At 32.7% G+C, this 22460-nt stretch carries 21 protein-coding genes, 1 tRNA gene and 1 other RNA gene; 19 read left to right on the top strand and 4 right to left on the bottom strand.

The genetic code is table 11. The features are described 5' to 3' along the window. Positions 1–43 precede the first annotated feature (43 nt). A tRNA-Arg gene (locus tag RPL90_RS08035) sits at positions 44–115 on the bottom strand. Between the two features lie 150 nt (positions 116–265). Between RPL90_RS08035 and clpP the strand changes: the two genes are divergently transcribed. Then, positions 266–850 carry an ATP-dependent Clp endopeptidase proteolytic subunit ClpP gene (gene clpP, locus RPL90_RS08040; protein WP_048792598.1) on the top strand — a complete coding sequence of 195 codons (585 nt, stop codon included), beginning with the start codon at positions 266–268 and terminating at the stop codon, positions 848–850. 33 nt (positions 851–883) lie between these two features. Here the strand turns inward: clpP and RPL90_RS08045 are convergent, their stop codons facing one another. Further along, entirely contained in the window at positions 884–1780 is an 897-nt protein-coding gene (locus RPL90_RS08045; RefSeq protein WP_313547561.1) for a TIGR01777 family oxidoreductase, read from the bottom strand. A gap of 138 nt (positions 1781–1918) precedes the next feature. Further along, positions 1919–2101, bottom strand: a complete 183-nt coding sequence (locus RPL90_RS08050) for a hypothetical protein (protein ID WP_313547563.1) — start codon at positions 2099–2101, stop codon at positions 1919–1921. Between the two features lie 260 nt (positions 2102–2361). Here RPL90_RS08050 and RPL90_RS08055 point away from each other — a divergent pair, with 260 nt between their 5' ends. Then, entirely contained in the window at positions 2362–3036 is a 675-nt protein-coding gene (locus tag RPL90_RS08055) for a DUF4887 domain-containing protein (RefSeq protein ID WP_313547565.1), read from the top strand. 194 nt (positions 3037–3230) lie between these two features. On the opposite strand, the gene RPL90_RS08060 is transcribed toward RPL90_RS08055, so the two are convergent. Then, the gene (locus RPL90_RS08060) at positions 3231–3449 is read right to left on the bottom strand and encodes a hypothetical protein (RefSeq protein ID WP_313547566.1); all 219 of its coding nucleotides are present in this window, start codon (positions 3447–3449) and stop codon (positions 3231–3233) included. Between the two features lie 309 nt (positions 3450–3758). Here RPL90_RS08060 and RPL90_RS08065 point away from each other — a divergent pair, with 309 nt between their 5' ends. The 17 genes from RPL90_RS08065 to RPL90_RS08145 all read left to right on the top strand — a co-directional run bounded on the left by RPL90_RS08065 (position 3759) and on the right by RPL90_RS08145 (position 22434). Further along, positions 3759–4787 (top strand): sugar-binding transcriptional regulator, encoded by a 1029-nt coding sequence (locus tag RPL90_RS08065; RefSeq protein WP_313547567.1) that lies wholly within the window; start codon positions 3759–3761, stop codon positions 4785–4787. Between the two features lie 40 nt (positions 4788–4827). Beyond that, positions 4828–5835, top strand: a complete 1008-nt coding sequence (gene gap, locus RPL90_RS08070; protein ID WP_313547570.1) for a type I glyceraldehyde-3-phosphate dehydrogenase — start codon at positions 4828–4830, stop codon at positions 5833–5835. A 131-nt stretch (positions 5836–5966) separates the two neighbouring features. Continuing rightward, on the top strand, positions 5967–7157 hold the full coding sequence (locus RPL90_RS08075; RefSeq protein ID WP_313547573.1) for a phosphoglycerate kinase: 1191 nt from the start codon (positions 5967–5969) through the stop codon (positions 7155–7157). Positions 7158–7227: 70 nt separating this feature from the next. After that, positions 7228–7989 carry a triose-phosphate isomerase gene (tpiA, locus tag RPL90_RS08080; protein ID WP_313547576.1) on the top strand — a complete coding sequence of 254 codons (762 nt, stop codon included), beginning with the start codon at positions 7228–7230 and terminating at the stop codon, positions 7987–7989. Position 7990: 1 nt separating this feature from the next. Further along, complete coding sequence (gpmI, locus tag RPL90_RS08085; protein WP_313547578.1) at positions 7991–9508, top strand: 2,3-bisphosphoglycerate-independent phosphoglycerate mutase; 1518 nt, start codon at positions 7991–7993, stop codon at positions 9506–9508. A 206-nt stretch (positions 9509–9714) separates the two neighbouring features. Further along, positions 9715–11019: a surface-displayed alpha-enolase gene (gene eno, locus RPL90_RS08090; protein ID WP_313547580.1), complete on the top strand. Its 1305-nt coding sequence runs from the start codon at positions 9715–9717 to the stop codon at positions 11017–11019. A gap of 165 nt (positions 11020–11184) precedes the next feature. Further along, complete coding sequence (locus RPL90_RS08095; RefSeq protein WP_313547581.1) at positions 11185–11646, top strand: hypothetical protein; 462 nt, start codon at positions 11185–11187, stop codon at positions 11644–11646. Between the two features lie 68 nt (positions 11647–11714). Further along, a complete protein-coding gene (secG, locus tag RPL90_RS08100) occupies positions 11715–11948 on the top strand; it encodes a preprotein translocase subunit SecG (RefSeq protein ID WP_048792610.1) in 234 nt (77 codons plus the stop codon). Between the two features lie 127 nt (positions 11949–12075). Further along, positions 12076–12816 carry an alpha/beta hydrolase gene (locus RPL90_RS08105; protein ID WP_313547583.1) on the top strand — a complete coding sequence of 247 codons (741 nt, stop codon included), beginning with the start codon at positions 12076–12078 and terminating at the stop codon, positions 12814–12816. A gap of 37 nt (positions 12817–12853) precedes the next feature. Further along, positions 12854–15235, top strand: a complete 2382-nt coding sequence (gene rnr, locus RPL90_RS08110; RefSeq protein WP_313547627.1) for a ribonuclease R — start codon at positions 12854–12856, stop codon at positions 15233–15235. Between the two features lie 22 nt (positions 15236–15257). After that, positions 15258–15722, top strand: a complete 465-nt coding sequence (gene smpB, locus RPL90_RS08115) for an SsrA-binding protein SmpB (RefSeq protein ID WP_103295595.1) — start codon at positions 15258–15260, stop codon at positions 15720–15722. Positions 15723–15828: 106 nt separating this feature from the next. After that, positions 15829–16188: a transfer-messenger RNA gene (gene ssrA / locus RPL90_RS08120) on the top strand. Between the two features lie 264 nt (positions 16189–16452). Continuing rightward, the gene (locus RPL90_RS08125; RefSeq protein WP_313547587.1) at positions 16453–16839 is read left to right on the top strand and encodes a YxeA family protein; all 387 of its coding nucleotides are present in this window, start codon (positions 16453–16455) and stop codon (positions 16837–16839) included. A 173-nt stretch (positions 16840–17012) separates the two neighbouring features. Further along, positions 17013–17489, top strand: a complete 477-nt coding sequence (locus RPL90_RS08130; RefSeq protein ID WP_313547589.1) for a DinB family protein — start codon at positions 17013–17015, stop codon at positions 17487–17489. Positions 17490–17714: 225 nt separating this feature from the next. Next, positions 17715–19658, top strand: a complete 1944-nt coding sequence (locus RPL90_RS08135) for a CDP-glycerol glycerophosphotransferase family protein (RefSeq protein ID WP_313547591.1) — start codon at positions 17715–17717, stop codon at positions 19656–19658. Between the two features lie 1223 nt (positions 19659–20881). After that, entirely contained in the window at positions 20882–21793 is a 912-nt protein-coding gene (locus tag RPL90_RS08140) for an ABC transporter substrate-binding protein (RefSeq protein WP_313547593.1), read from the top strand. Positions 21794–21963: 170 nt separating this feature from the next. Further along, positions 21964–22434 carry a GNAT family N-acetyltransferase gene (locus RPL90_RS08145; RefSeq protein WP_313547595.1) on the top strand — a complete coding sequence of 157 codons (471 nt, stop codon included), beginning with the start codon at positions 21964–21966 and terminating at the stop codon, positions 22432–22434. Positions 22435–22460 lie beyond the last annotated feature (26 nt).

Consider the following 22460-nt stretch of genomic DNA (forward strand, 5'->3'; position numbering starts at 1 on the left):
TATAATTATTTAATAAATAAAGTGAGTTTAGAAAAACTATTAGCCCCCTCGAAGGGAATCGAACCCCTATTCTAAGAACCGGAATCTTATGTGTTATCCATTACACTACGAGGGGTAAAATATACAATACCAATAGTTTACAAATGTTCAAAGTATTGGTCAATGATGACTTTGAAAAGAATTAAAAAAGGTGAGTTTATGTTTTGACCATTTTTGACTTTTAAGTTAAAATAAATGCAACAGTTATAATTAAGGAGGAAACAGAATGAATTTAATTCCTACAGTAATAGAAACAACAAACCGTGGTGAACGTGCTTATGACATTTACTCACGTTTATTAAAAGACCGTATTATCATGTTAGGTTCTCAAATTGATGACAATGTAGCAAACTCAATTGTATCTCAATTGTTATTCTTACAAGCACAAGATGCTGATAAAGATATTTATCTTTATATCAATTCACCAGGAGGTAGTGTAACTGCTGGTTTCGCAATTTATGATACAATTCAACATATTAAACCAGATGTACAAACTATTTGTATCGGTATGGCAGCATCTATGGGATCATTCTTATTAGCAGCTGGAGCTAAAGGAAAACGTTTTGCCTTACCAAATGCTGAAGTAATGATTCACCAACCTCTAGGTGGCGCTCAAGGTCAAGCAACAGAAATTGAAATTGCAGCAAATCATATCTTAAAAACACGCGCTAAATTAAATCAAATTTTAGCTGAACGTACAGGTCAATCAATTGAACAAATTGAAAAAGATACAGATCGTGATAATTTCTTATCAGCTAATGAAGCTAAAGAATATGGCTTAGTTGATCAAGTAATGGAACCAGAAGCATAATAAAAAACAGTCCTTAATAGGGCTGTTTTTTGTTTAATATTCTAAATTTTCAAGTGCTACTTTTAAGTTATTGAATTTGAAATTGAAGTCTAGCGATTCTAGTTTATTAGGAATAACTTTTTGAGTGTCTAGTACTACCGTGGACATTTGGCCTAATACGAGGCGTATCAATGTAGAAGGTACCCAAGTGTAATGGGGTTTATCCATAATACGTCCAAGCGTATAACCAAATAAATTTTGGCGTTCGGCAATGGGTGTAGTGAAATTAAATACACCGTGTGCTTTGTTATTGCTAATTACAAATAAAATAGCACGCGTAAGATCTTCTAAATGAATCCATGAATACCACTGACGACCAGAACCAATTTTGCCACCTACATATAAATTGTATGGCAGTTTCATTAATGGCAGTGCGCCACCTTCATTAGACAGTACCATTCCAAATCTGCCGATCACTACGCGTGTTCCTAATGTTTCAAATTGTTTTGCCTTACGTTCCCATTGATAGACTACTTCTGATAAAAAGTCGAAAGGCAATGTGCGATATAGTTCGGTATATGTGTGATGTAAATCAGGTTTATAATATCCTACAGCGCTAGCATTAAAAAGAACTTCAGGTTTGTACCTTCTATCTTTGAATAGTTCATATAATGCTTGTGTAGATCGTAATCTGCTTAGCATTATTGTTTGTTTGTATTTAGCGGTCCAACGTTTATTTAAACTAGCACCAGCCAAATTGATAACAATATCGATGTTTGGTACTAATGATTGCCATTCTGGTTTAGACCAATTAACGTAGCTGATTTTAGGATGATTACTTGATTTATCTTGACGGGTTAATATAGTTATATGTGCATCACTCTCTTTAATGGCATCAACTAACTGAGTCCCCACCATGCCAGTGCCGCCAGTAATTAAATAATTTTTCATTGTATCACCTCAAGTATATAGTTTCGGTAATTATTTTTATTATATGAAGTATATAAGTAAGTATAGCGTATTTTACAACAAAGACGTTAAAAATTTGTTTTGCAAAAAATATAGTTTGCAATTTTAAAGTTATGAAATTTATATGATGAACATACCTACGGCAAATATTACAATTAATAATGTTATGATAAAAATGCTGAATAATAACTTACTGTGTTTCTGTGAATTATAATGGTCATTTTCTAGCATCATTTGTCTTATTGATTGCCCTTGATCATGTTTATTATCATTAAGTTGTTCAAAAGGGTCATATTTTGTCATTAAATTATACTCCTCATACTATAAATAATATAAAATTCAACTTATTAAATGTTGAAACACTTCCTCTATTTAGATTACTATAAGTATAGTAATAACATAAGTATAAACTAAAAGTGTATATGTATAAAAATGACTTATTTTGTTGTTTGTTTATTAATTAATTCAACTTTTGTAGTAAATAGGTTAAAATATATTGTCATAATGTTATAAGATAATAGTAAGTTAAATAAATTAGAGAGATTTTAAAGTGAGGGAAGTTTATGTCGAATCAAAATAATAATTTTGATGATAACCAAAATAAAAAAATGAGTGGTTTAGCTAAAGTAATTAGTGTTGTCATCATTTTACTATTAATAGGTGGCTTAGCTTTTGCCATATTTGCGTTTGTTGATCATTCAAATAAATCCAATGAACGACTGCAACATCAGAAAGAAGAAGAAAAAGCGAAGAAAGAGCAACAAAAGAAAGACAAAGAAAAGAAAGATACAGAGACAAAGAAAAAAGATAAAGCACAATCCAACGAACAAACACAAGAATCACAACAGACACAACAAACTCAGCAAACGCAACAGACACAACAAACTCAGCAAACAAAACAGACACAACAACAAACGACGCAAAATAGAGCGCGTAAGTCTACGCAACAAACAAAAGAACGACCAACTAAAGAAGAAAAGACGACTGAAGAAAAAACTGAGGAAAAGACATCAGAAGAAAAAACAGATGAGCCAAAGACAGAGCAACCGAAGACCGAAGAGCCAAAAACTGAAGAACCAAAGACAGAAGAGCCAAAAACAGAACAACCGAAAACTGAAGAACCAAAGACAGAGCAGCCAAAGACACAAGAACCTAAAACTGAGCAACCAAAAACAGAACAACCGAAAAGTAATTCAAATTCCTCTCAAGATAAACAACAATCAGATAAAGACGATTAATACAACAAACAGAGCCTGGGACTTAATATTGTCTTCAGGTTCTACTTTTTTATATAGGCAGTAGCTGATTGAATTGAAAATACGATTGTATCAAGCTTTTCTCAACGTGAGTCAAACTTGCTGAGGCGGGTCGACAAAATCTTCTTAATAAAATTAAGATTTTGTAACGGTTCATAAATTTTTGACGGAATGTTTTAAAATAGCAATGAGCATAAATAACTTAGAAAGTGGAATATTGCTATTGTTAGTATAATTAAACCAGCACAACCGAAACTTAATGGAAAACAGCCACAGTTAAAGAATCTCGTATGTCCTTTTGGAGTGTAACTATCATGCTGATTTGAAAAATGATCATTATCTTTATAATTTTTATCCCCTGGTTCTAAAATCTCTTGTTTGTCTTGTTGGTGCATTATAGTCCCACCTTTAAAATATAATGGTGTAGTATTAAAGTTAGTTTAACGCAAATAACTTAATGATACTATAGCGTTGCAATAATGATTACTATTATGTATTAGGGGTATAACTAAGTAATGTAGTCATTTAAGAATAGGTCTAAAATTAAATTGTGGTTAGCTAACTGAGCTTATACTTGCAATTTTTTATATATAGTAGTACTATTGCAAATGTAGAGGTTATATTTTTTTGTCCCGCAAGGGACGTAAAACGTCAACCTATGGTTGTTAGTTGACCCTTTGAACAAGAAACGGAGGAGGTTAGTAGTGAAAGAATTGATAAAAATTCAACAGAAGTTAGTTCCAGAAATTGTTGAAAAGTTATATCGTCGTTTTTCGATTCTTTCTACTATTGCTAAGACTCAGCCTGTAGGTAGACGTAGTTTAAGCGAGCATATGGATTTGACTGAACGTGTGCTCAGATCTGAAACAGACGTGCTAAAGCAGCAAGAATTAATTAAAGTAAAACCAACCGGCATGGAAATAACACATGATGGTGAGGTCTTACTGCAACAATTAAATAGTTATTTCAATGTTTTTGCCGATGATCAACATTTAGCGCAATTAATAAAAGAACGCTATGGGATACAAGATGTTTTTGTTATACCAGGCGATTCTGATGATAAAAGATCAGTTAAAATTGAAATAGCACGTCAAGCTGGCCAATTACTTGAAAACAGTCTCTATGAAAATTCGGTAGTGTCTGTGACGGGTGGTTCAACGATGGCTTACGTAAGTGAGTCAATGCATAAGCAACCTTATCAAGTATTCTTTGTTCCAGCACGTGGAGGACTAGGAGAAAACGTTGTTTATCAAGCTAACACGATTGCTGCTAGCATGGCACAACAAACAAATGGAGATTATACAACGTTATATGTTCCAGACAATGTAAGTGAAACAACTTATAACACATTGTTAAATGAACCTTCAGTCATTCATACGCTAGAAAAAATTAAAGAATCAAATATTACCGTTCACGGCATAGGTGATGCGCTGAAGATGGCTCGGAGAAGACAATCTCCGCAAGAAACAGTTGCAAAACTTCAACATCATAATGCTGTTGGAGAAGCATTTGGTTATTATTTCGATGCTCAAGGCGATGTAGTTCATAGAGTGAAAACAATAGGGCTACAGTTGGAAGACCTTGAATCGAAAAGGTTTATTTATGCCGTTGCAGGGGGTAAATCTAAAGGTGAGGCGATAAAAGCCTATCTTTCTATTGCCCCTAAGAACACAGTTTTAATAACTGATGAAGGCGCGGCACAAGTAATAGCAAATCATAGTAATAAAAAGTAATTTAGCTTTTTAAATATTCATTTTAAAGGAGGCCATTATAATGGCAGTTAAAGTAGCAATTAATGGTTTTGGTAGAATTGGTCGTTTAGCATTTAGAAGAATTCAAAACGTTGACGGAATCGATGTAGTAGCAGTAAACGACTTAACAGATGACGAAATGTTAGCACACTTATTAAAATATGACACAATGCAAGGTCGTTTCACTGGAGAAGTTGAAGTTGAAGAAAACGGCTTCCGCGTAAATGGTCAAGAAGTTAAATCATTCTCTGAACCAGATCCAAGTAAATTACCATGGGGCGACTTAGACATCGATGTTGTTTTAGAATGTACTGGTTTATTTGCTGATAAAGATAAAGCTTCAGCTCATATTGATGCAGGCGCTAAAAAAGTTTTAATTTCAGCTCCAGCTACAGGCGACTTAAAAACAATCGTTTACAACACTAACCACAATGAATTAGACGGTTCAGAATCAGTAGTATCAGGTGCTTCATGTACTACTAACTCACTAGCTCCAGTAGCTAAAGTTTTAAATGATGAATTTAGTTTAGTTGAAGGTTTAATGACAACTATCCACGCATACACTGGTGACCAAAACACACAAGATGCTCCTCATAGAAAAGGTGACAAACGTCGTGCTCGTGCAGCAGCAGAAAACATCATCCCTAACTCAACAGGTGCTGCAAAAGCAATCGGTTTAGTTATTCCTGAAATCGACGGAAAATTAGACGGTGGCGCACAACGTGTTCCAGTTGCAACAGGTTCATTAACTGAATTAACAGTTGTATTAGAAAAAGATGTAAGTGTTGAAGATGTAAATAACGCAATGAAAAATGCTTCAAACGAATCATTTGGTTACACTGAAGACGAAATCGTTTCTTCTGACGTAATCGGTATGACTTACGGTTCATTATTCGACGCTACACAAACTCGTGTCATGACTGTTGGTGACCGTCAATTAGTTAAAGTTGCGGCTTGGTATGACAATGAAATGTCTTACACTTCTCAATTAGTTCGTACTTTAGAATTCTTAGCATCACAAGCTAAATAAGTTAAAATAGTTTAATTTAGCAAGGCCGATGTGCTGTTAAATTTTATTAGTAAGCTTAGGAGTAAGCGGGGAGCACAGACGCTTCTCCGCTTATTTTTACTTTATTGTCCCACAAAGAGGAGGAAGTTTAGATGACTAAAAAAATTGTATCTGACTTAGATTTGAAAGGTAAAACTGTACTTGTACGTGCTGACTTTAACGTACCAATGAAAGATGGAGAAATTACTGACGACAACAGAATTGTTCAAGCTTTACCAACAATTAAATATATTGCTGAACAAGGCGGTAAAGTCGTATTATTCTCTCACTTAGGTAAAGTTAAAGAAGAAAGTGATAAAGCATCATTAAGCTTAAAACCTGTAGCTGCCGATTTATCTAAGAAATTAAGTAAAGAAGTAGTATTTGTTCCAGCTACACGCGGAGAACAATTAGAAACTGCTATCAAAGATTTAAACGAAGGAGAAATCCTTTTAGTAGAAAATACTCGTTTTGAAGATGTTGATGGTAAAAAAGAATCTAAAAATGATCCGGAATTAGGTAAATACTGGGCTTCATTAGGTGACGTATTCGTTAATGACGCTTTTGGTACTGCACATCGTGAGCATGCTTCAAACGTAGGTATCGCATCTAACCTTGAAACTGCGGCTGGTTATTTAATGGATAAAGAAATTAAATATATTGGTGGCGTAGTTGAAAATCCTGAAAAACCTGTAGTAGCTATTTTAGGTGGTGCAAAAGTATCAGATAAAATTGGTGTTATCACTAATTTACTTAACATTGCTGATAAAGTACTTATCGGCGGTGGCATGTCTTACACATTCTTTAAAGCACAAGGTAAGGAAATCGGTCAATCTCTATTAGAGGAAGATAAAGTTGACTTTGCTAAAGATTTACTTGACCGCGCTGGCGATCAAATCGTGTTACCTGTAGATTGTAAAGTTGCGAAAGAATTTTCAAACGACGCCGAAATCACAGTAGTTTCTGTTGATGACATTCCAGCTGACCAAGAAGCGATGGATGTTGGTCCTAAAACAGTTGAATTATTCAAAGAGCAATTACAAGGTGCGCATACTGTAGTATGGAATGGACCTATGGGCGTGTTTGAATTAAGTAACTTTGCTAAAGGTACTATCGGTATTTGTGAAGCAATCGCTGAATTAAAAGATGCTAATACAATTATCGGTGGTGGCGATTCAGCTGCAGCTGCAATTTCATTAGGTTACGCTGATGACTTCAGTCATATCTCAACAGGTGGCGGTGCTTCATTAGAATATTTAGAAGGTAAAACGCTACCTGGTGTAGAATCAATCTCTGATAAATAAATTGATAATACAACAAGCATTAACTATGCTTATGATAACAACATAAACAAACTTATAGGAGTGTAATATAATGAGAAAACCTATTATTGCTGGTAACTGGAAAATGAATAAAACAGTTCAAGAAGCTAAAGATTTTGTTAATGCATTACCTGCATTACCAGATACAAACGAAGTAGAATCAGTTATTTGCGCACCAACAATCCAATTAGATGCATTAGTAACATTAGTAAAAGATGGCAAAGCACAAGGTTTAAAAATAGGTGCGCAAAATGCTTACTATGAAGACAATGGTGCGTTTACTGGGGAAACATCTCCAGTAGCATTAGCTGATTTAGGCGTTGAATATGTAGTCATCGGACATTCAGAACGTCGTGACATCTTCCATGAAACAGATGAAGAAATTAATAAAAAAGCACATGCAGTATTTAATCATGGTATGACACCAATTATTTGTGTGGGTGAAACAGACGAAGAACGCGAAAGCGGTAAAGCTAACGAAGTTGTTGGCAACCAAGTTAAAAAAGCAATCGAAGGTTTATCTGACGATCAACTTAAACAAGTAATCATTGCTTATGAACCAGTTTGGGCAATCGGTACTGGTAAATCATCAACTGCTAAAGATGCAAACGAAATGTGTGCATTTGTTAGAAAAACAGTTGCAGAAGCTACGAGCCAAGAAGTTGCAGACGCTACACGTATTCAATACGGTGGCAGTGTTAAACCAAATAATATTAAAGAGTACATGGCAGAATCAGATATCGACGGCGCATTAGTAGGTGGCGCATCACTTAAAGTCGATGATTTTGTACAATTGTTAGAAGGTGCGAAATAGTATGGCAAAACAACCAACTGCATTAATCATCTTAGATGGTTTTGCAAATAGAGAAAGTGAACATGGTAACGCAGTTAAATTAGCGCATAAGCCTAACTTTGACCGTTATTATTCTAAATACCCAACGACTCAAATTGAAGCCAGTGGTTTAGACGTAGGCTTACCAGAAGGTCAAATGGGTAACTCAGAAGTTGGTCATATGAATATTGGTGCTGGACGTATTGTTTATCAAAGTTTGACACGTATTAATAAATCAATTGAAGACGGAGATTTCTTTGATAACGAAGTGCTTATTAATGCTATTAAACATGTTAAAGATAATAACTCTGCATTACATGTATTTGGTTTATTATCTGATGGTGGCGTACACAGTCACTATAAACACTTATTTGCAATTTTAGAATTAGCTAAAAAACAAGGACTAGAAGAAGTATATGTACATGCATTTTTAGATGGTCGTGACGTAGATCAAAAATCTGCATTGAAATATATCGAAGAAACAGAACGAAAATTCCAAGAAGTAGGAATTGGTAAATTTGCTTCAGTTTCTGGTCGTTATTATGCAATGGATAGAGACAAACGTTGGGATCGTGAAGAAAAAGCTTATAACGCTATTCGTAATTTTGATGGACCTAAATATAGTTCTGCTAAAGAAGGCGTTGAAGCAAACTATGACAATGGCTTAACTGATGAATTTGTTGAACCCTTTATCGTAGAAGAACAAAATAATGGCGTTAATGATAATGATGCTGTAATTTTCTATAACTTCCGTCCTGATAGAGCTGCTCAACTTTCTGAAGTGTTTACAAACAAAGTGTTTGATGGCTTCAAAGTTGAACAAGTTAACAATCTATTTTACGCAACATTTACTAAATACAATGACGATGTCGACGCTGAAATTGTATTTGAAAAAGTAGATTTAAACAATACAATTGGTGAAGTGATTCAAAATAATGGCTTAAAACAATTACGTATTGCTGAAACTGAAAAATACCCTCACGTGACTTATTTCATGAGTGGTGGTCGTAACGATGAATTCGAAGGTGAACGTCGTCGCTTAATTGATTCACCTAAAGTAGCGACTTATGACTTGAAACCTGAAATGAGTGCATATGAAGTTAAAGATGCTTTAATTGAAGAGTTAAATAAAGGTGATTTAGATTTAATCTTACTCAACTTTGCTAACCCTGATATGGTGGGTCACAGTGGTATGCTAGAACCAACTATTAAAGCAATTGAAGCTGTAGATGAATGTCTAGGTGAAGTAGTCGATAAAATTATCGATATGGGCGGTAATGCAATTATAACTGCTGACCATGGTAACTCAGACATGGTATTAACTGACGATGATGAACCTATGACGACACATACTACAAATCCAGTTCCAGTAATCGTAACTAAAGACGGTGTTACTCTACGCGAAACAGGCCGTTTAGGTGACTTAGCGCCAACATTGTTAGATTTATTGAGCGTTAACCAACCAGAAGATATGACTGGAGAATCATTAATTCAACATTAAGGTAATACTTAATTGTGGAAAATGATTAAAGTAACTGTATTAAAAGTAAGTCTTAATTTATAATGAACAGTAAGTACGCTTCATTATAAATAAATGATAAGGACATGAATAACTTAATCATTTTATATTTGAATTAAATCAAGCTATAATGAAAGTGCAAAAATAAAAAAATTCTAAACTACATTAGAAAAAAAGGAGATTAAAACATGCCAATTATTACAGATGTTTATGCTCGCGAAGTCTTAGACTCACGTGGTAACCCAACTGTTGAGGTTGAAGTATTAACTGAAAGTGGCGCATTTGGTCGCGCATTAGTACCTTCAGGTGCATCAACAGGTGAACACGAAGCAGTAGAATTACGTGACGGAGACAAAAACCGTTATTTAGGAAAAGGTGTGACTAAAGCAGTAGAAAATGTTAACGAAATTATCGCACCTGAAATCGTTGAAGGTGAATTCTCAGCGTTAGATCAAGTATCTATCGACAAAATGATGATTCAATTAGACGGTACAGAAAACAAAGGTAAATTAGGCGCTAACGCTATCCTTGGCGTTTCAATCGCAGTAGCTCGTGCAGCAGCTGATTTACTAGGACAACCGCTTTACAAATATTTAGGTGGATTCAATGGTACTGAATTACCAGTGCCAATGATGAATATCGTTAATGGTGGTTCTCACTCTGATGCGCCAATCGCATTCCAAGAGTTCATGATTTTACCAGTTGGTGCTGAATCATTTAAAGAATCATTACGTTGGGGCGCTGAAATTTTCCATAACTTAAAATCAATCCTTAAAAAACGTGGTTTAGAAACAGCTGTAGGTGACGAAGGTGGTTTCGCTCCTAAATTTGAAGGTACTGAAGATGCAGTAGAAACTATCCAAGAAGCTATTAAAGCAGTAGGATTAGAACCAGGAAAAGACGTATTCTTAGGCTTTGACTGTGCATCATCAGAATTCTACGAAAATGGTGTTTATGACTATACTAAATTCGAAGGACCAAATGGTGCTAAACGTTCAGCTGAAGAACAAGTTGACTTCTTAGAACAATTAGTAAACAAATATCCAATCATCTCTATTGAAGATGGTATGGATGAAAACGATTGGGACGGTTGGAAAGTGCTTACTGAACGTATCGGTGACCGTGTACAATTAGTTGGTGACGATTTATTCGTAACTAACACAGTTAAATTAGCTGAAGGTATTGAAAAAGGTATTGGTAACTCTATCTTAATTAAAGTTAACCAAATCGGTACTTTAACTGAAACATTTGATGCTATCGAAATGGCTCAAAAAGCTGGTTACACAGCGGTAGTTTCTCACCGCTCTGGTGAAACTGAAGATACAACAATTGCTGACATTGCCGTTGCTACAAATGCTGGTCAAATTAAAACGGGTTCATTATCAAGAACTGATCGTATCTCTAAATACAACCAATTATTACGTATTGAAGATGAATTATACGAAACTGCTAAATTCAAAGGATTAAAAGCATTTTACAATTTATCTAAATAATATAGCTTAAAAGAGTTCACGCTTAAAAGCACGTAAGTTATCAAGCTTACGTGTTTTTTTATTATATAGAAATATATTTCATGTGAAATAAAGCTAAAAGTTCATCTTTCAAGGTGAAACTGATATAATAATATGTGTAAATATTTTAAGGAGTACTTGGTTACTATGGATGATAAGCAAAACGCAAGAGTTATAAAAACGGGTCATTTTATTGCGTATAGTTCATTATTTCTTGCTATCTTGTTAGCAATACACTTATTTGTTATATTAGATGATCACGTGGTAAAACAATTGTTAGTAAGTAATGGACAAAAACCAACAGCAAATGCTATTGGTACGATTCGTAATAGCTTTCAATTTACTGGTACGATGTATGTTTTTGCCTACCTAGCAGGTGTTGTGGCGATTTGGAATCGACACACATATTTATGGTGGTTTATGTTTGCGACCTATACATCTCATGTGTTGTATAATTTAGTGAATATTTCCGCATTATTTAAAGCAATCATTGATGCAAAATCTACAGTAAACATCTTACCATTATCAATCGTTATGGTAGCATCAACGTTATTAGCGATTTATATGTTAGTAGTATCAATTAAACGCAAGAGCACATTTAATAGATAGAAATTTGATAAAGTAAACGAACGTATGGTATAATGCGTTTCGTATATAATGAATGGAGGACAATTATTATGCACACGTTAATGATAATACTATTAGTAATAGATTGTATTGCATTAATAACTGTTGTATTACTCCAAGAAGGTAAAAGTAATGGACTTTCAGGCGCTATTAGTGGCGGTGCAGAGCAGTTATTTGGAAAGCAAAAACAACGTGGTATCGACTTATTTTTGCATAGATTAACAATTGTATTGTCTGTCATTTTCTTCTTGTTAATGTTAGGCATTAGTTATTTGGGTATATAAGGTCCGACAATGTTATCGTCGGACTTTTTTATTTATAATAGACGGTGTGAATATTATAAATATATAGTAAGAAAATAGGTATAAACATCATGCGTGAATTTAGTGCAAGTGAAAGGATTGAAACATTATGCAAATTAAACTACCAAAACCATTTTTCTTTGAAGAAGGAAATCGTGCAGTACTGCTATTACATGGTTTCACTGGAAATTCAGCCGATGTTAGACAATTAGGCAGATTCCTACAGAAAAAGGGTTATACTTGTTATGCACCTCAATATGAAGGTCACGCAGCACCACCAGAAGAAATACTCGAATCAAGTCCTCACGTTTGGTTCAAAGACGCCTTAGATGGTTATGATTTCCTAGCTGATAAAGGCTATGATGAAATCGTAGTGGCAGGCATCTCACTAGGTGGCTGTTATGCTTTAAATATAAGCTTAAATCGAGATGTAAAGGGTATTATAACCATGTGTTCTCCTATGTATATCAAGACTGAAGGTTCAATGTTTAATGGTGTGCTCGACTATGCACGTAAATTTAAACAATATGAAGGCAAAGACGAATCAACGATTGAAAAAGAAATGTCTGCATTCAAACCAACAGATACTTTGAAAGAATTACAAGGTCAAATACAAAGTATACGTGAACACGTGGATGAAGTAATAGATCCATTGTTTGTCGTGCAAGGTGAACTGGATGAAATGATAAATACAGATTCAGCTAATATTATATACAATGAGAGTGACTCAGATGAAAAATCTATAAAATGGTATGAAAATTCAGGTCATGTCATCACAATTGACAAAGAAAAAGAACAATTATTTGAAGACATTTATGATTACTTAGAATCATTAGATTGGTCCAAATAATGTAAATACAAATATACAATAAGAAAGGAGGGGCATGATGAATTTAAAACAATCCATTGAAGAAATAATTAAACAACCAGATTATGAACCGATGTCGGTGTCTGACTTTCAAGATGCCTTAGGTTTGAATAGTGCCGACTCATTTAGAGACTTAATTAAGGTGCTCGTAGAACTAGAACAAACTGGTTTAATAGAAAGAACAAAAACGGATAGATATCAACGTAAAGAAAGTAATAAAACAAAACAAGGCTCACTAATTAAAGGAACTTTAAGTCAAAACAAAAAAGGTTTTGCTTTTTTACGTCCAGAAGATAGTGACATGGATGATATCTTTATTCCCCCAACAAAAATTAATAGAGCGTTAGATGGCGATACTGTATTAGTAGAGCTTCACAATTCAAGAGGCGACCATAAAGGTAAAACTGAAGGTGAAGTGAAATCTATCGAAACACATTCAGTAACCCAAGTTGTCGGTACGTATAGCGAAGCCCGTCACTTTGGCTTTGTAATACCTGATGACAAACGTATTATGCAAGACGTCTTTATTCCAAAAGGACAAAATTTAGGGGCTGTAGATGGTCATAAAGTACTTGTCCAAATTACGAAATATGCAGATGAAAACGCTAATCCAGAAGGTCATATTTCTGCAATTTTAGGTCACAAAAATGATCCAGGCGTAGATATATTATCAATCATTTATCAACACGGTATCGAAATTGAATTCCCTGATAATGTCTTAGCAGAAGCTGAGAAAGTACCAGAACAAATTGAACCAAATGAACTTAAAGGTAGAAAAGATTTACGTGACGAACTTACAATAACGATTGATGGCGCAGACGCTAAAGATTTAGACGATGCCATTAGCGTGAAGAAATTAAACAATGGCCATACAGAGCTTACCGTAAGTATTGCCGACGTAAGTTACTATGTTACTGAGGATTCGGCTTTAGATAAAGAAGCTTATGATAGAGCTACGAGTGTTTATTTAGTAGACCGTGTTATTCCTATGATTCCTCACCGTTTAAGTAATGGTATTTGTTCGTTAAATCCAAATGTTGATAGATTAACTTTAAGTTGTCGTATGGAACTTGATGATCGTGGTGACGTCGTTAAACATGACATATTTGATAGCGTTATACATTCTGATTATCGAATGACTTACGACGAAGTAAATGAAATTATTACTGATAAAAACGAAACGACACGCCAAAAATATAGTGAAGTCACACCAATGCTAGATTTAGCACAAGACTTATCTCAACGTTTAATCTCAATGAGAAGACGTCGTGGTGAGATTGACTTTGATATTAATGAAGCAAAAGTACTTGTTGATGGAGATGGTATTCCAACAGATGTACAAGTACGTAGTCGTGGCGAAGGTGAACGTTTAATTGAATCATTTATGTTAGTAGCTAACGAAACTGTTGCAGAACATTTTGACAAATTAGAAGTACCGTTTATTTATCGTGTTCACGAACAACCAAAATCAGAACGTTTACGCCAATTCTTTGATTTTATTACTAACTTTGGTTTAATGATCAAAGGTACTGGCGAGGATATTCATCCAGCGACATTACAAAAAATTCAACAAGAAGTAGAAGGATTACCAGAACAAATGGTGATTTCTACCATGATGCTTCGTTCTATGCAACAAGCACGTTATGATGATACAAACTTAGGCCATTTTGGCTTATCAGCAGAATATTATACGCACTTTACGTCACCAATCAGAAGATATCCTGATTTAATTGTGCATCGATTAATACGTAAATATTTAATCGATAAGTCTATGGATAATAAAGAAGTCCATAAATGGGAAGAAATGTTACCTGAAATTGCTGATCATACGTCTCAAAGAGAACGTAGAGCAATCGAAGCGGAACGTGACACTGACGAACTTAAGAAAGCCGAATATATGGTACAACATATCGGTGAAGAGTTTGAAGGTATCATTAGTTCAGTGGCCAACTTTGGTATGTTTGTTGAATTACCTAATACTATCGAAGGTATGGTACACGTAGCTAACTTAACAGATGACTATTATCATTTCGATGAACGTCAAATGGCAATGATAGGTGAACGTCAGGCTAAAGTATTCCGTATCGGCGATTCTGTACAGATAAAAGTTATCAATGTAGACGTTGATGAGCGTATGATTGATTTCCAAATCGTAGGTATGCCGCTACCTAAAAATGAACGTAGCCAACGACCAGCGAGAGGCAAAACAATTCAAGCTAAAACACGTGGTAAGTCATTAGATAAAAATAAAGATAATGACAATAAAGGCAACAAAAAGAAAAAACAACGTAAAGGTAAAAATCAACGTAATCGCGATAACCAAAGCGGTGGTAATACGAAACACAAACCTTTTTACAAAGACAAAAAAGTGAAAAAACACGCACGTAAAAAGAAAAAATAAACCAACAAAGAGGTGAAACTCAATGCCAAAGAAAAAATCACCAGGTACATTAGCTGAAAATCGTAAAGCAAGACATGATTTTAATATTGAAGATACGATTGAAGCGGGCATTGTGTTACAAGGAACTGAAATTAAGTCCATCCGACGTGGCAGTGCTAACTTAAAGGATAGTTACGCACAAGTGAAGCGTGGCGAGATTTATTTGCAAAACATGCATATCGCACCATATGAAGAGGGTAACCGTTTTAACCATGATCCTAGACGCTCACGTAAGTTATTATTACACAAACGTGAAATTGCTAAGCTAGGTGAAAGAACGAGAGAAGTCGGTTACTCTATCGTTCCTTTGAAACTCTATTTAAAACACGGTAACTGTAAAGTCTTATTAGGTATTGCTCGTGGTAAGAAAAAATACGATAAGCGTCAAGCTTTAAAAGAAAAAGCAGTGAAACGTGATGTTGATAGAGAAATGAAAGCCCGTTATTAAGCGGATTTGTTGCACTACAAGCGATTGTTTGATAATATTAAATGTGCTTTCTGAAAAAGATTAGATGTAATAATTAATCGACAGAAAGTACATTATTTCCTATTAAGGGGACGTTCTTGGATTCGACAGGGGTCCCCCGAGCTAATTAAGCGTGTCGGAGGGTTGTCTCCGCAACAACACACTCAGTTTATAATAACTGGCAAATCAAACAATAATTTAGCAGTAGCTGCGTAATAGCACTCTGCATCGCCTAACAGTGTTTCCTATGCACTGTTAAAGCGATTCAACTTTAGTAGGATACGCTAGGCACTGCAGTTTGAAGTCTGCCTAGAAGAGATTAATCAAACTAGCATAATGTTGGTCGTCTATCACCTCTCATTATGCGAAACTTAACGATAGACTACACACGTAGAAAGATTTGTATCAGGACCTCTGGACGCGGGTTCGACTCCCGCCGTCTCCATACATAATGAAACCCTCTAGCCAATGTGGTTAGAGGGTTTTTATGTGCCACAATGTTGCCATAACATAAAAAAACTATCTTATTTTATAGTAAAGGTCGATTTCCATATTACTAATAGTTACTAAGTTTATATTTATTTAACGCTCACACTTTAAGTTTAAAGTGTTTTTTGTGTGACAATTTTGTCATATGAATTGTTACCTCAATCGAACGTGTATAAAAGTAAGAAGTGATATGCTTGTTGTTGACAAGGGAGGTAATGGAAACATGAAATTTATTTATAGCATTGTTTCTATAATAGTCATCATAATCATAGCACTATTTGGGTGGAAGCTATATGCTGAATCACATACCGATAGTCCGACATCAAGAAATCTAGCTAATCTTAATCCTTTAATTCAAAGTGAAACATATTATGTCAAAATAGATGATCCGATTAAAGTAAAAAAATTAGACGATGATATAACTGAATACACTTATAAATCAAAAGCATATAATAAAAATGGTAAGTATAAGCATATTAATTATACAGCCACTAAGAAATTGAAAAAAGATCATTATTTAGCTTTAAATTATAAAGTGGGAGAAGTTAAATCATACAAAGAAGTTGCTAAATCTCAAATACCTAAAAAAGCTAATAAAATAATAGAATAAAGATTGTTCCTTATGCATATGTTTCGTAGTGCATAAGGACTTTTTTGTATGTTAAGCATCCCACTGTTACTATAAATTTGTGAATAGTATAAATTAGTAAAAGCACTAAATTTTTCATTAAAGTACATAAATAGTACAATTTAATAAAAATATTAGTTAGGATGTATAAAATAATGATTAAAGAACAACTTCAAGTTACACAAAATTTAATAACAAAGAGTATTAAAGACTTAGATGAAAACGAAGCAACAATTCAACCAGACAATGCCAATAATAATATCAAATGGCAATTAGGTCATTTAATTTTATTAAATGACTTTTTAGTATTTGAAAATATTAATGGAGAAAATGCTTTAAAACAAACTAATGCAAAGTATTTTTTATGGGGGACATCACCAAAAGATTTCGATGGAAATGAACCTTCCTTTGAAGAATTAAAATCGTTATTAAAAGAACAATTCGACAGAATATTTAATTCATTAGAAGAGCAATTAAAAAAGGATAGAAATGAAGTAATTGAACTTAAAAATATAGGTATAACTATGGAAAATTTCAATCAATCTATTCATTTTGCTATTTTGCATTCTAATCGTCACTTTGGACAAATTGTATTATTAAAGTCAATGATTGATAATGAGAAGCAAAGCTAATAATGCTTAAGGTGAAACCCTTCAACCATAATGGTTGGAGGGTTTTTTGCGCTATGAAAATTTAATAATCTAATCACTTCTTCATACCGAATCAAAATAATAATTCGTACTTTATATACTATACATGATTTTTATATAGTATAATATTTTTAAGATAGCATAGTGCAATTTTATAAATAATTAATCAACTTATTAAATTTAGATAGTGCAAAGGAGGCTAAGTTATTGAAAATATACGTGGAAAATAATCAGTTTTTTATAGAACATTTACAAGTATCAGAAATAACATTAAGTAACAATAATATTCAAAAAACATTTACAGCAGATCAAACACGGTTTGTTATTAAGTTTGAAGATTTACAAGAAGTCTTAACTGAAAAGAATGTACCTATAGCATTCACAACAAGTAACAACGAAGAGTTAATAATTCCTGATGATATACATAGCTTTGAAAAAACTTTTATTAAGAAAGGGAAAACGACATATTTTATTTATTTAACTAAGGACAACAAGTTATGTGTCATATTAAATAAACGACCGAGCTTAGTCCATTTTCATAATAAAAATGCTGAATATAAAGAAGCGACTGTAAAAGATAACAAATTAATTTTAAATTTTAATTTTACTTGTAGTATTTACCAGCCAACCGCTATCATTGGCAAAGTAAAAGTCAGAAATAAAGATACAGAAATTACTACAAATGGTGAGATAGTAGAAATTATGAAGCATAATAACGACTATAGTGTTTCAGCGAATTTAATTTTTGATATAAAAGAATTAGCAACGTTATTTATGGGGCAAGTACCATACTTCATATATAACTCAGATGTGTATGATGTTAGTTTTAATTATCGAATTGATGAAATGCAAATTTCTAAATATTACGTTAGGTTAAGGTTACCTGTTGGAGAAAAGTGCAATATCGATGATGAACAATGGTTAAATTTTGATGATCATTTTATGTTGCATTGTCGTCCATATCCAACGACATACGGTAATCTATCGATGCGACTTATTCCGATACCTAAAGAGACATATAATGATTACATAACTGGTAAAATGGCCAAGTTAAATAATAATGATAAGAAAAATATCGTATGTCTAGAATATCCTGAGAAAGCTCAAGAGAATGGACTGATTTATTTTAAATGGCTGGTTAAGCATTTTGCTAAAGACTTTAACGTCTATTATATGGTTAGTCCGGATAGTAAAGATATAGATAATTTAACAGGATACGAAAATCACGTTATTTTTTACAAATCAAGGGAAAACTGGGCACTGATAAATGAAGTGGATGTGATTTGTCATTCTCATTCGGCAGAATACTTATTACCGATACTCACAAACAAAACCGAACTGCTTATCCAACAAAAAAATAGAATGTTTCTACAGCATGGTATCACTGGTTCTAAAGATGTGAGCGGGGTATACGGTAGGAAACCAAATGATTCCATCACAGATTTATTTGTCGTGTCTTCAAATAGAGAAAAGGAAGTCATTTATCAAGGTTATGGTTTTGAAAAAAATGAAATTATTATCACGGGATTACCAAGATTTGATGATGTTATAAAAGAACGTAGAAACTTTGTTAAGAAAATTAAAAATAGACATAAAATACTAATTATGCCTACTTGGCGACCTGGGTTGAGTACTTACTCGGATGAGAAATTTATAGAAACTGCTTATTATAAAGAATTTCAGCAGTTAATTAATAATGTTGAAGTCAAAACTTTAGTTGAAGTAAAAGGTTATCAAATTGCGTTTTATTTACATAGAAATTTTCAAGATTTTAAACATCTTTTCACTTCAGAATATGTTGATATTTTGTCGGAACAAGACCATAATGTTAAAGATTTATTAGCAGAATACCAAGTTTTAGTTACTGACTATTCAAGTGTAGGTTTAGACTTTGCATTGATGCATAAGAAAGTTATTTATTATAGACCTGAAAACATTTTAGGAGACGACTTTGTTTCAGAGTCCACAGACTTATTACCAGGGGATGTAGTAAATAATCAACAAGAGTTAATTTCACAATTTCACAATACAACAATGCCTAAAAAGTACAAAAATAATTTAACTAAATTATATAAATACGCCGATAGAAAAGCATGTGCCAGAATAGCTAAAAATATGATTAGCTATTTTAAATTAACTGATCAATCATGAGTGGCACAACCATAATCTGTGGAATGAAGATTTACAACGATAAGCAAAAGTACTATATTAGTTATAGGAAGCTATTATAGACGCTAAATACTTCCTTAACTAAGTTACACGTTGTGTAGTTTTGAGCGTGCTATACCTCTTTTTTTAAATTTCACAATTTAATTATTATACAGTTTTCTTTACCTCATTATTATAAAACGCTCAAAAAAGGCTCTACGGATATAGAGTCTTTTTTAATGTCTTTAATATTGATTTGTATAAAGACCAATAAAACAAGTTTATTGAAAAAATTTTAAATAGGCTATAATATAATTATTACATGCAGTGTTATGTTTTATTCATGCAATAAAAATATTTCTTTATTCCCTACCACCTAAGCATGTCACTAGGTGGATTTTTTATTATTTAAACTTACTCAAAAAGTAAGTTTATTTTTTTGTAAAGATAACAAACTTTTTATAGTTATTGTAAAAACATGTTATAAATATAATTAATTAAATTTAAAGAAAAATGTAAATAGTAGCAATTTAAATTTATTTATATTAATATAATAATTAACAAAATGAAAGGGGGCTAAATTATGCTAGGTGGATTATTAGAAACTATCTTGAAATTAGTTTTTGACCAAGTTGAGTAATGCGAATTAATTTGTACGAAGGGGTGATTTAAATGATCGAAAATGTTATTGAATTAATATTTAAGAGTTTAGTTAAATAGTACAAGTTTTAGCGTAATGTAATTTGAGTAATATCTTATAGCATATTTAGCATTAATGGACATTTGCGATAGTCGCAGATGTCTTTTTAATTGTTGTTTGATTGTAAAAACTCTACTGTGTTATTAGGCGTGAAACGATTGTTTATTCTGTGATGTAACAAAAACTGAAGTAACTTCAAAGCGTTTTTTCGTTCATTGAACGTTAAGGTTTCGTACAGTTATTACAAAAGTAACTAAAGAGACGTAAAATAAAAATACAATAAACATTTAATAAAATAATGTTTTATTTATCATACGCATTGTTGTTTTCCAGTTATTAACTTTTAAGTTAAAACTACTTTGAAATCATAGTACTTATAGCTGTAGGAATAGATAAATATTACACCAAATATGAACGATAATTAACAATATAAAAATTGTTAATCTATAGTTAGTTGTTACTCCAAAAAATAATATTGATTATCATTATCAATTAAGTGTATACTCAAAGAAGTGAGGTGTTAAACATGAAAAAAATTATATTACTTATGTTAAGTTTATTGGTTATTACTGCAGCATGTGGCAACAAAGATAGTCAAGATAAGGATTCTAAGGACAAGAAGACATATACGACGACAGATGGTAAAAAAATAGACATTCCCAAAAATCCTAAAAGGGTAGTCTTGCTTACTGCCAATTATGGAAATCTGAAGAAATTAGGCGTTAAGCCAGTCGCAATAACGAACGCCTTTCCTAATTCTAAATTTATCGGTAATGATAAAGTGAAAAAAGTAGATCCAGAAAATGTCGAAGAAGTTACGAAATTAAAACCAGATTTAATCATTACATATAAAGAGAATAAGAATAACAAGAAATTCTCTAAAATTGCACCAACGGTACCTATAAAAGTACAAAAATTTGATTATAAACAAACACATATAGAATACGGAAAATTAGTAAATAAAGAGCAAAAAGCTAAAGAACAAGCGGCTGAAGTTGCTAAAAAATTAGAACAGGATGGTAAAGAAATTAAAAAACATATTGGTAACGATGCGACATTCTCAATAATGGACGTTCAACAAAAGGATATATATCAATTTGGTGCACGATTTGGTAGAGGTAGCGATACGCTATATGATGGCTTTAAAGTGAAAGAAGATCCTGAGGCTAAAAAGGCTATGCCCGAAGAAAGATTTATGAAAGTACCAAAAGAGAAATTTAATGAGTATTCTGGAGACTATTTAATGGTACCTACAGTAGATGGTAAAAAACCAAATACTGATTTTACAAAATCAGATATATGGAAAAACAATAAAGCGGTTAAAAATAATAGAGTAATATATTATCCAGCTGACGAAGCTATTTATGGTGATTTAATTACCATAGAGAAACAAGGAGAACAATTTAAAAAAGCAATATTAGAGAAACAAGGTAAATAATATAAAAACAACTCACCTTATTTGGTGAGTTGTTTTACTTTTGAAAATAATTACTTTATTAACTAATAAAATTATAGATATTATATGCTATTATTAGAATATTCAATGAATTAGAATTGGGAAATTCAAATTTTGCTAAATGAATACTATCATTAAGGAGGGAATGTTATATGTATTTTAAAAAGGCTCAACTAAATGATATTGAGTTAATTTATGATTTAATGATTCAAGCCTTTTCAGAATATGAGACTGACAATATACCTTCTAGTGCACTAGTAGAGAATAAAGAACATATTTTAGAAGGGTTTAAACAAAACGAAGAAAGTGCATTTATAGCTTTTGAATCAAATAAGCCTTTAGGAATGGTTCGTTATAAAATAGAAGATAATAAATTATATTTTTTTAGATTATCAGTTTTACCTAAATATAGAGGGCAAGCCATTGGTAAGAGTATAATTACTTTTTTAGAGAATTTCGCTAAAGAACATAAATTAACAGAAATCATTTGCAAAGTTCGTTTGAATATAAAAAAAAACATAAAACTTTATAGTTCACTAGGATTTACAATTTATGATGAATATTTTATGAGTAAATCAAATAACATGAAATTAAAGATAGTAAAAATGAGAAAATATATTTAGATTTATTAATATTGAAAATTCAAATT

Origin of the sequence: Staphylococcus kloosii (genome assembly GCF_032139365.1) — a bacterium.
GTDB classification, from domain to species: domain Bacteria; phylum Bacillota; class Bacilli; order Staphylococcales; family Staphylococcaceae; genus Staphylococcus; species Staphylococcus kloosii_A.

Bases quoted from the DNA above. Each gene is read 5' to 3' on its own strand.
- RPL90_RS08125 (WP_313547587.1), top strand. From the start codon at position 16,453: ATGAAATTTATTTATAGCATTGTTTCTATAATAGTCATCATAATCATA.
- tpiA (WP_313547576.1), top strand. From the start codon at position 7,228: ATGAGAAAACCTATTATTGCTGGTAACTGGAAAATGAATAAAACAGTT.
- secG (WP_048792610.1), top strand. From the start codon at position 11,715: ATGCACACGTTAATGATAATACTATTAGTAATAGATTGTATTGCATTA.
- RPL90_RS08095 (WP_313547581.1), top strand. From the start codon at position 11,185: ATGGATGATAAGCAAAACGCAAGAGTTATAAAAACGGGTCATTTTATT.
- RPL90_RS08145 (WP_313547595.1), top strand. From the start codon at position 21,964: ATGTATTTTAAAAAGGCTCAACTAAATGATATTGAGTTAATTTATGAT.
- gap (WP_313547570.1), top strand. From the start codon at position 4,828: ATGGCAGTTAAAGTAGCAATTAATGGTTTTGGTAGAATTGGTCGTTTA.
- RPL90_RS08130 (WP_313547589.1), top strand. From the start codon at position 17,013: ATGATTAAAGAACAACTTCAAGTTACACAAAATTTAATAACAAAGAGT.
- RPL90_RS08140 (WP_313547593.1), top strand. From the start codon at position 20,882: ATGAAAAAAATTATATTACTTATGTTAAGTTTATTGGTTATTACTGCA.
- eno (WP_313547580.1), top strand. From the start codon at position 9,715: ATGCCAATTATTACAGATGTTTATGCTCGCGAAGTCTTAGACTCACGT.
- gpmI (WP_313547578.1), top strand. From the start codon at position 7,991: ATGGCAAAACAACCAACTGCATTAATCATCTTAGATGGTTTTGCAAAT.
- RPL90_RS08050 (WP_313547563.1), bottom strand. From the start codon at position 2,101: ATGACAAAATATGACCCTTTTGAACAACTTAATGATAATAAACATGAT.
- RPL90_RS08105 (WP_313547583.1), top strand. From the start codon at position 12,076: ATGCAAATTAAACTACCAAAACCATTTTTCTTTGAAGAAGGAAATCGT.
- rnr (WP_313547627.1), top strand. From the start codon at position 12,854: ATGAATTTAAAACAATCCATTGAAGAAATAATTAAACAACCAGATTAT.
- clpP (WP_048792598.1), top strand. From the start codon at position 266: ATGAATTTAATTCCTACAGTAATAGAAACAACAAACCGTGGTGAACGT.
- RPL90_RS08075 (WP_313547573.1), top strand. From the start codon at position 5,967: ATGACTAAAAAAATTGTATCTGACTTAGATTTGAAAGGTAAAACTGTA.
- RPL90_RS08055 (WP_313547565.1), top strand. From the start codon at position 2,362: ATGTCGAATCAAAATAATAATTTTGATGATAACCAAAATAAAAAAATG.
- smpB (WP_103295595.1), top strand. From the start codon at position 15,258: ATGCCAAAGAAAAAATCACCAGGTACATTAGCTGAAAATCGTAAAGCA.
- RPL90_RS08045 (WP_313547561.1), bottom strand. From the start codon at position 1,780: ATGAAAAATTATTTAATTACTGGCGGCACTGGCATGGTGGGGACTCAG.
- RPL90_RS08060 (WP_313547566.1), bottom strand. From the start codon at position 3,449: ATGCACCAACAAGACAAACAAGAGATTTTAGAACCAGGGGATAAAAAT.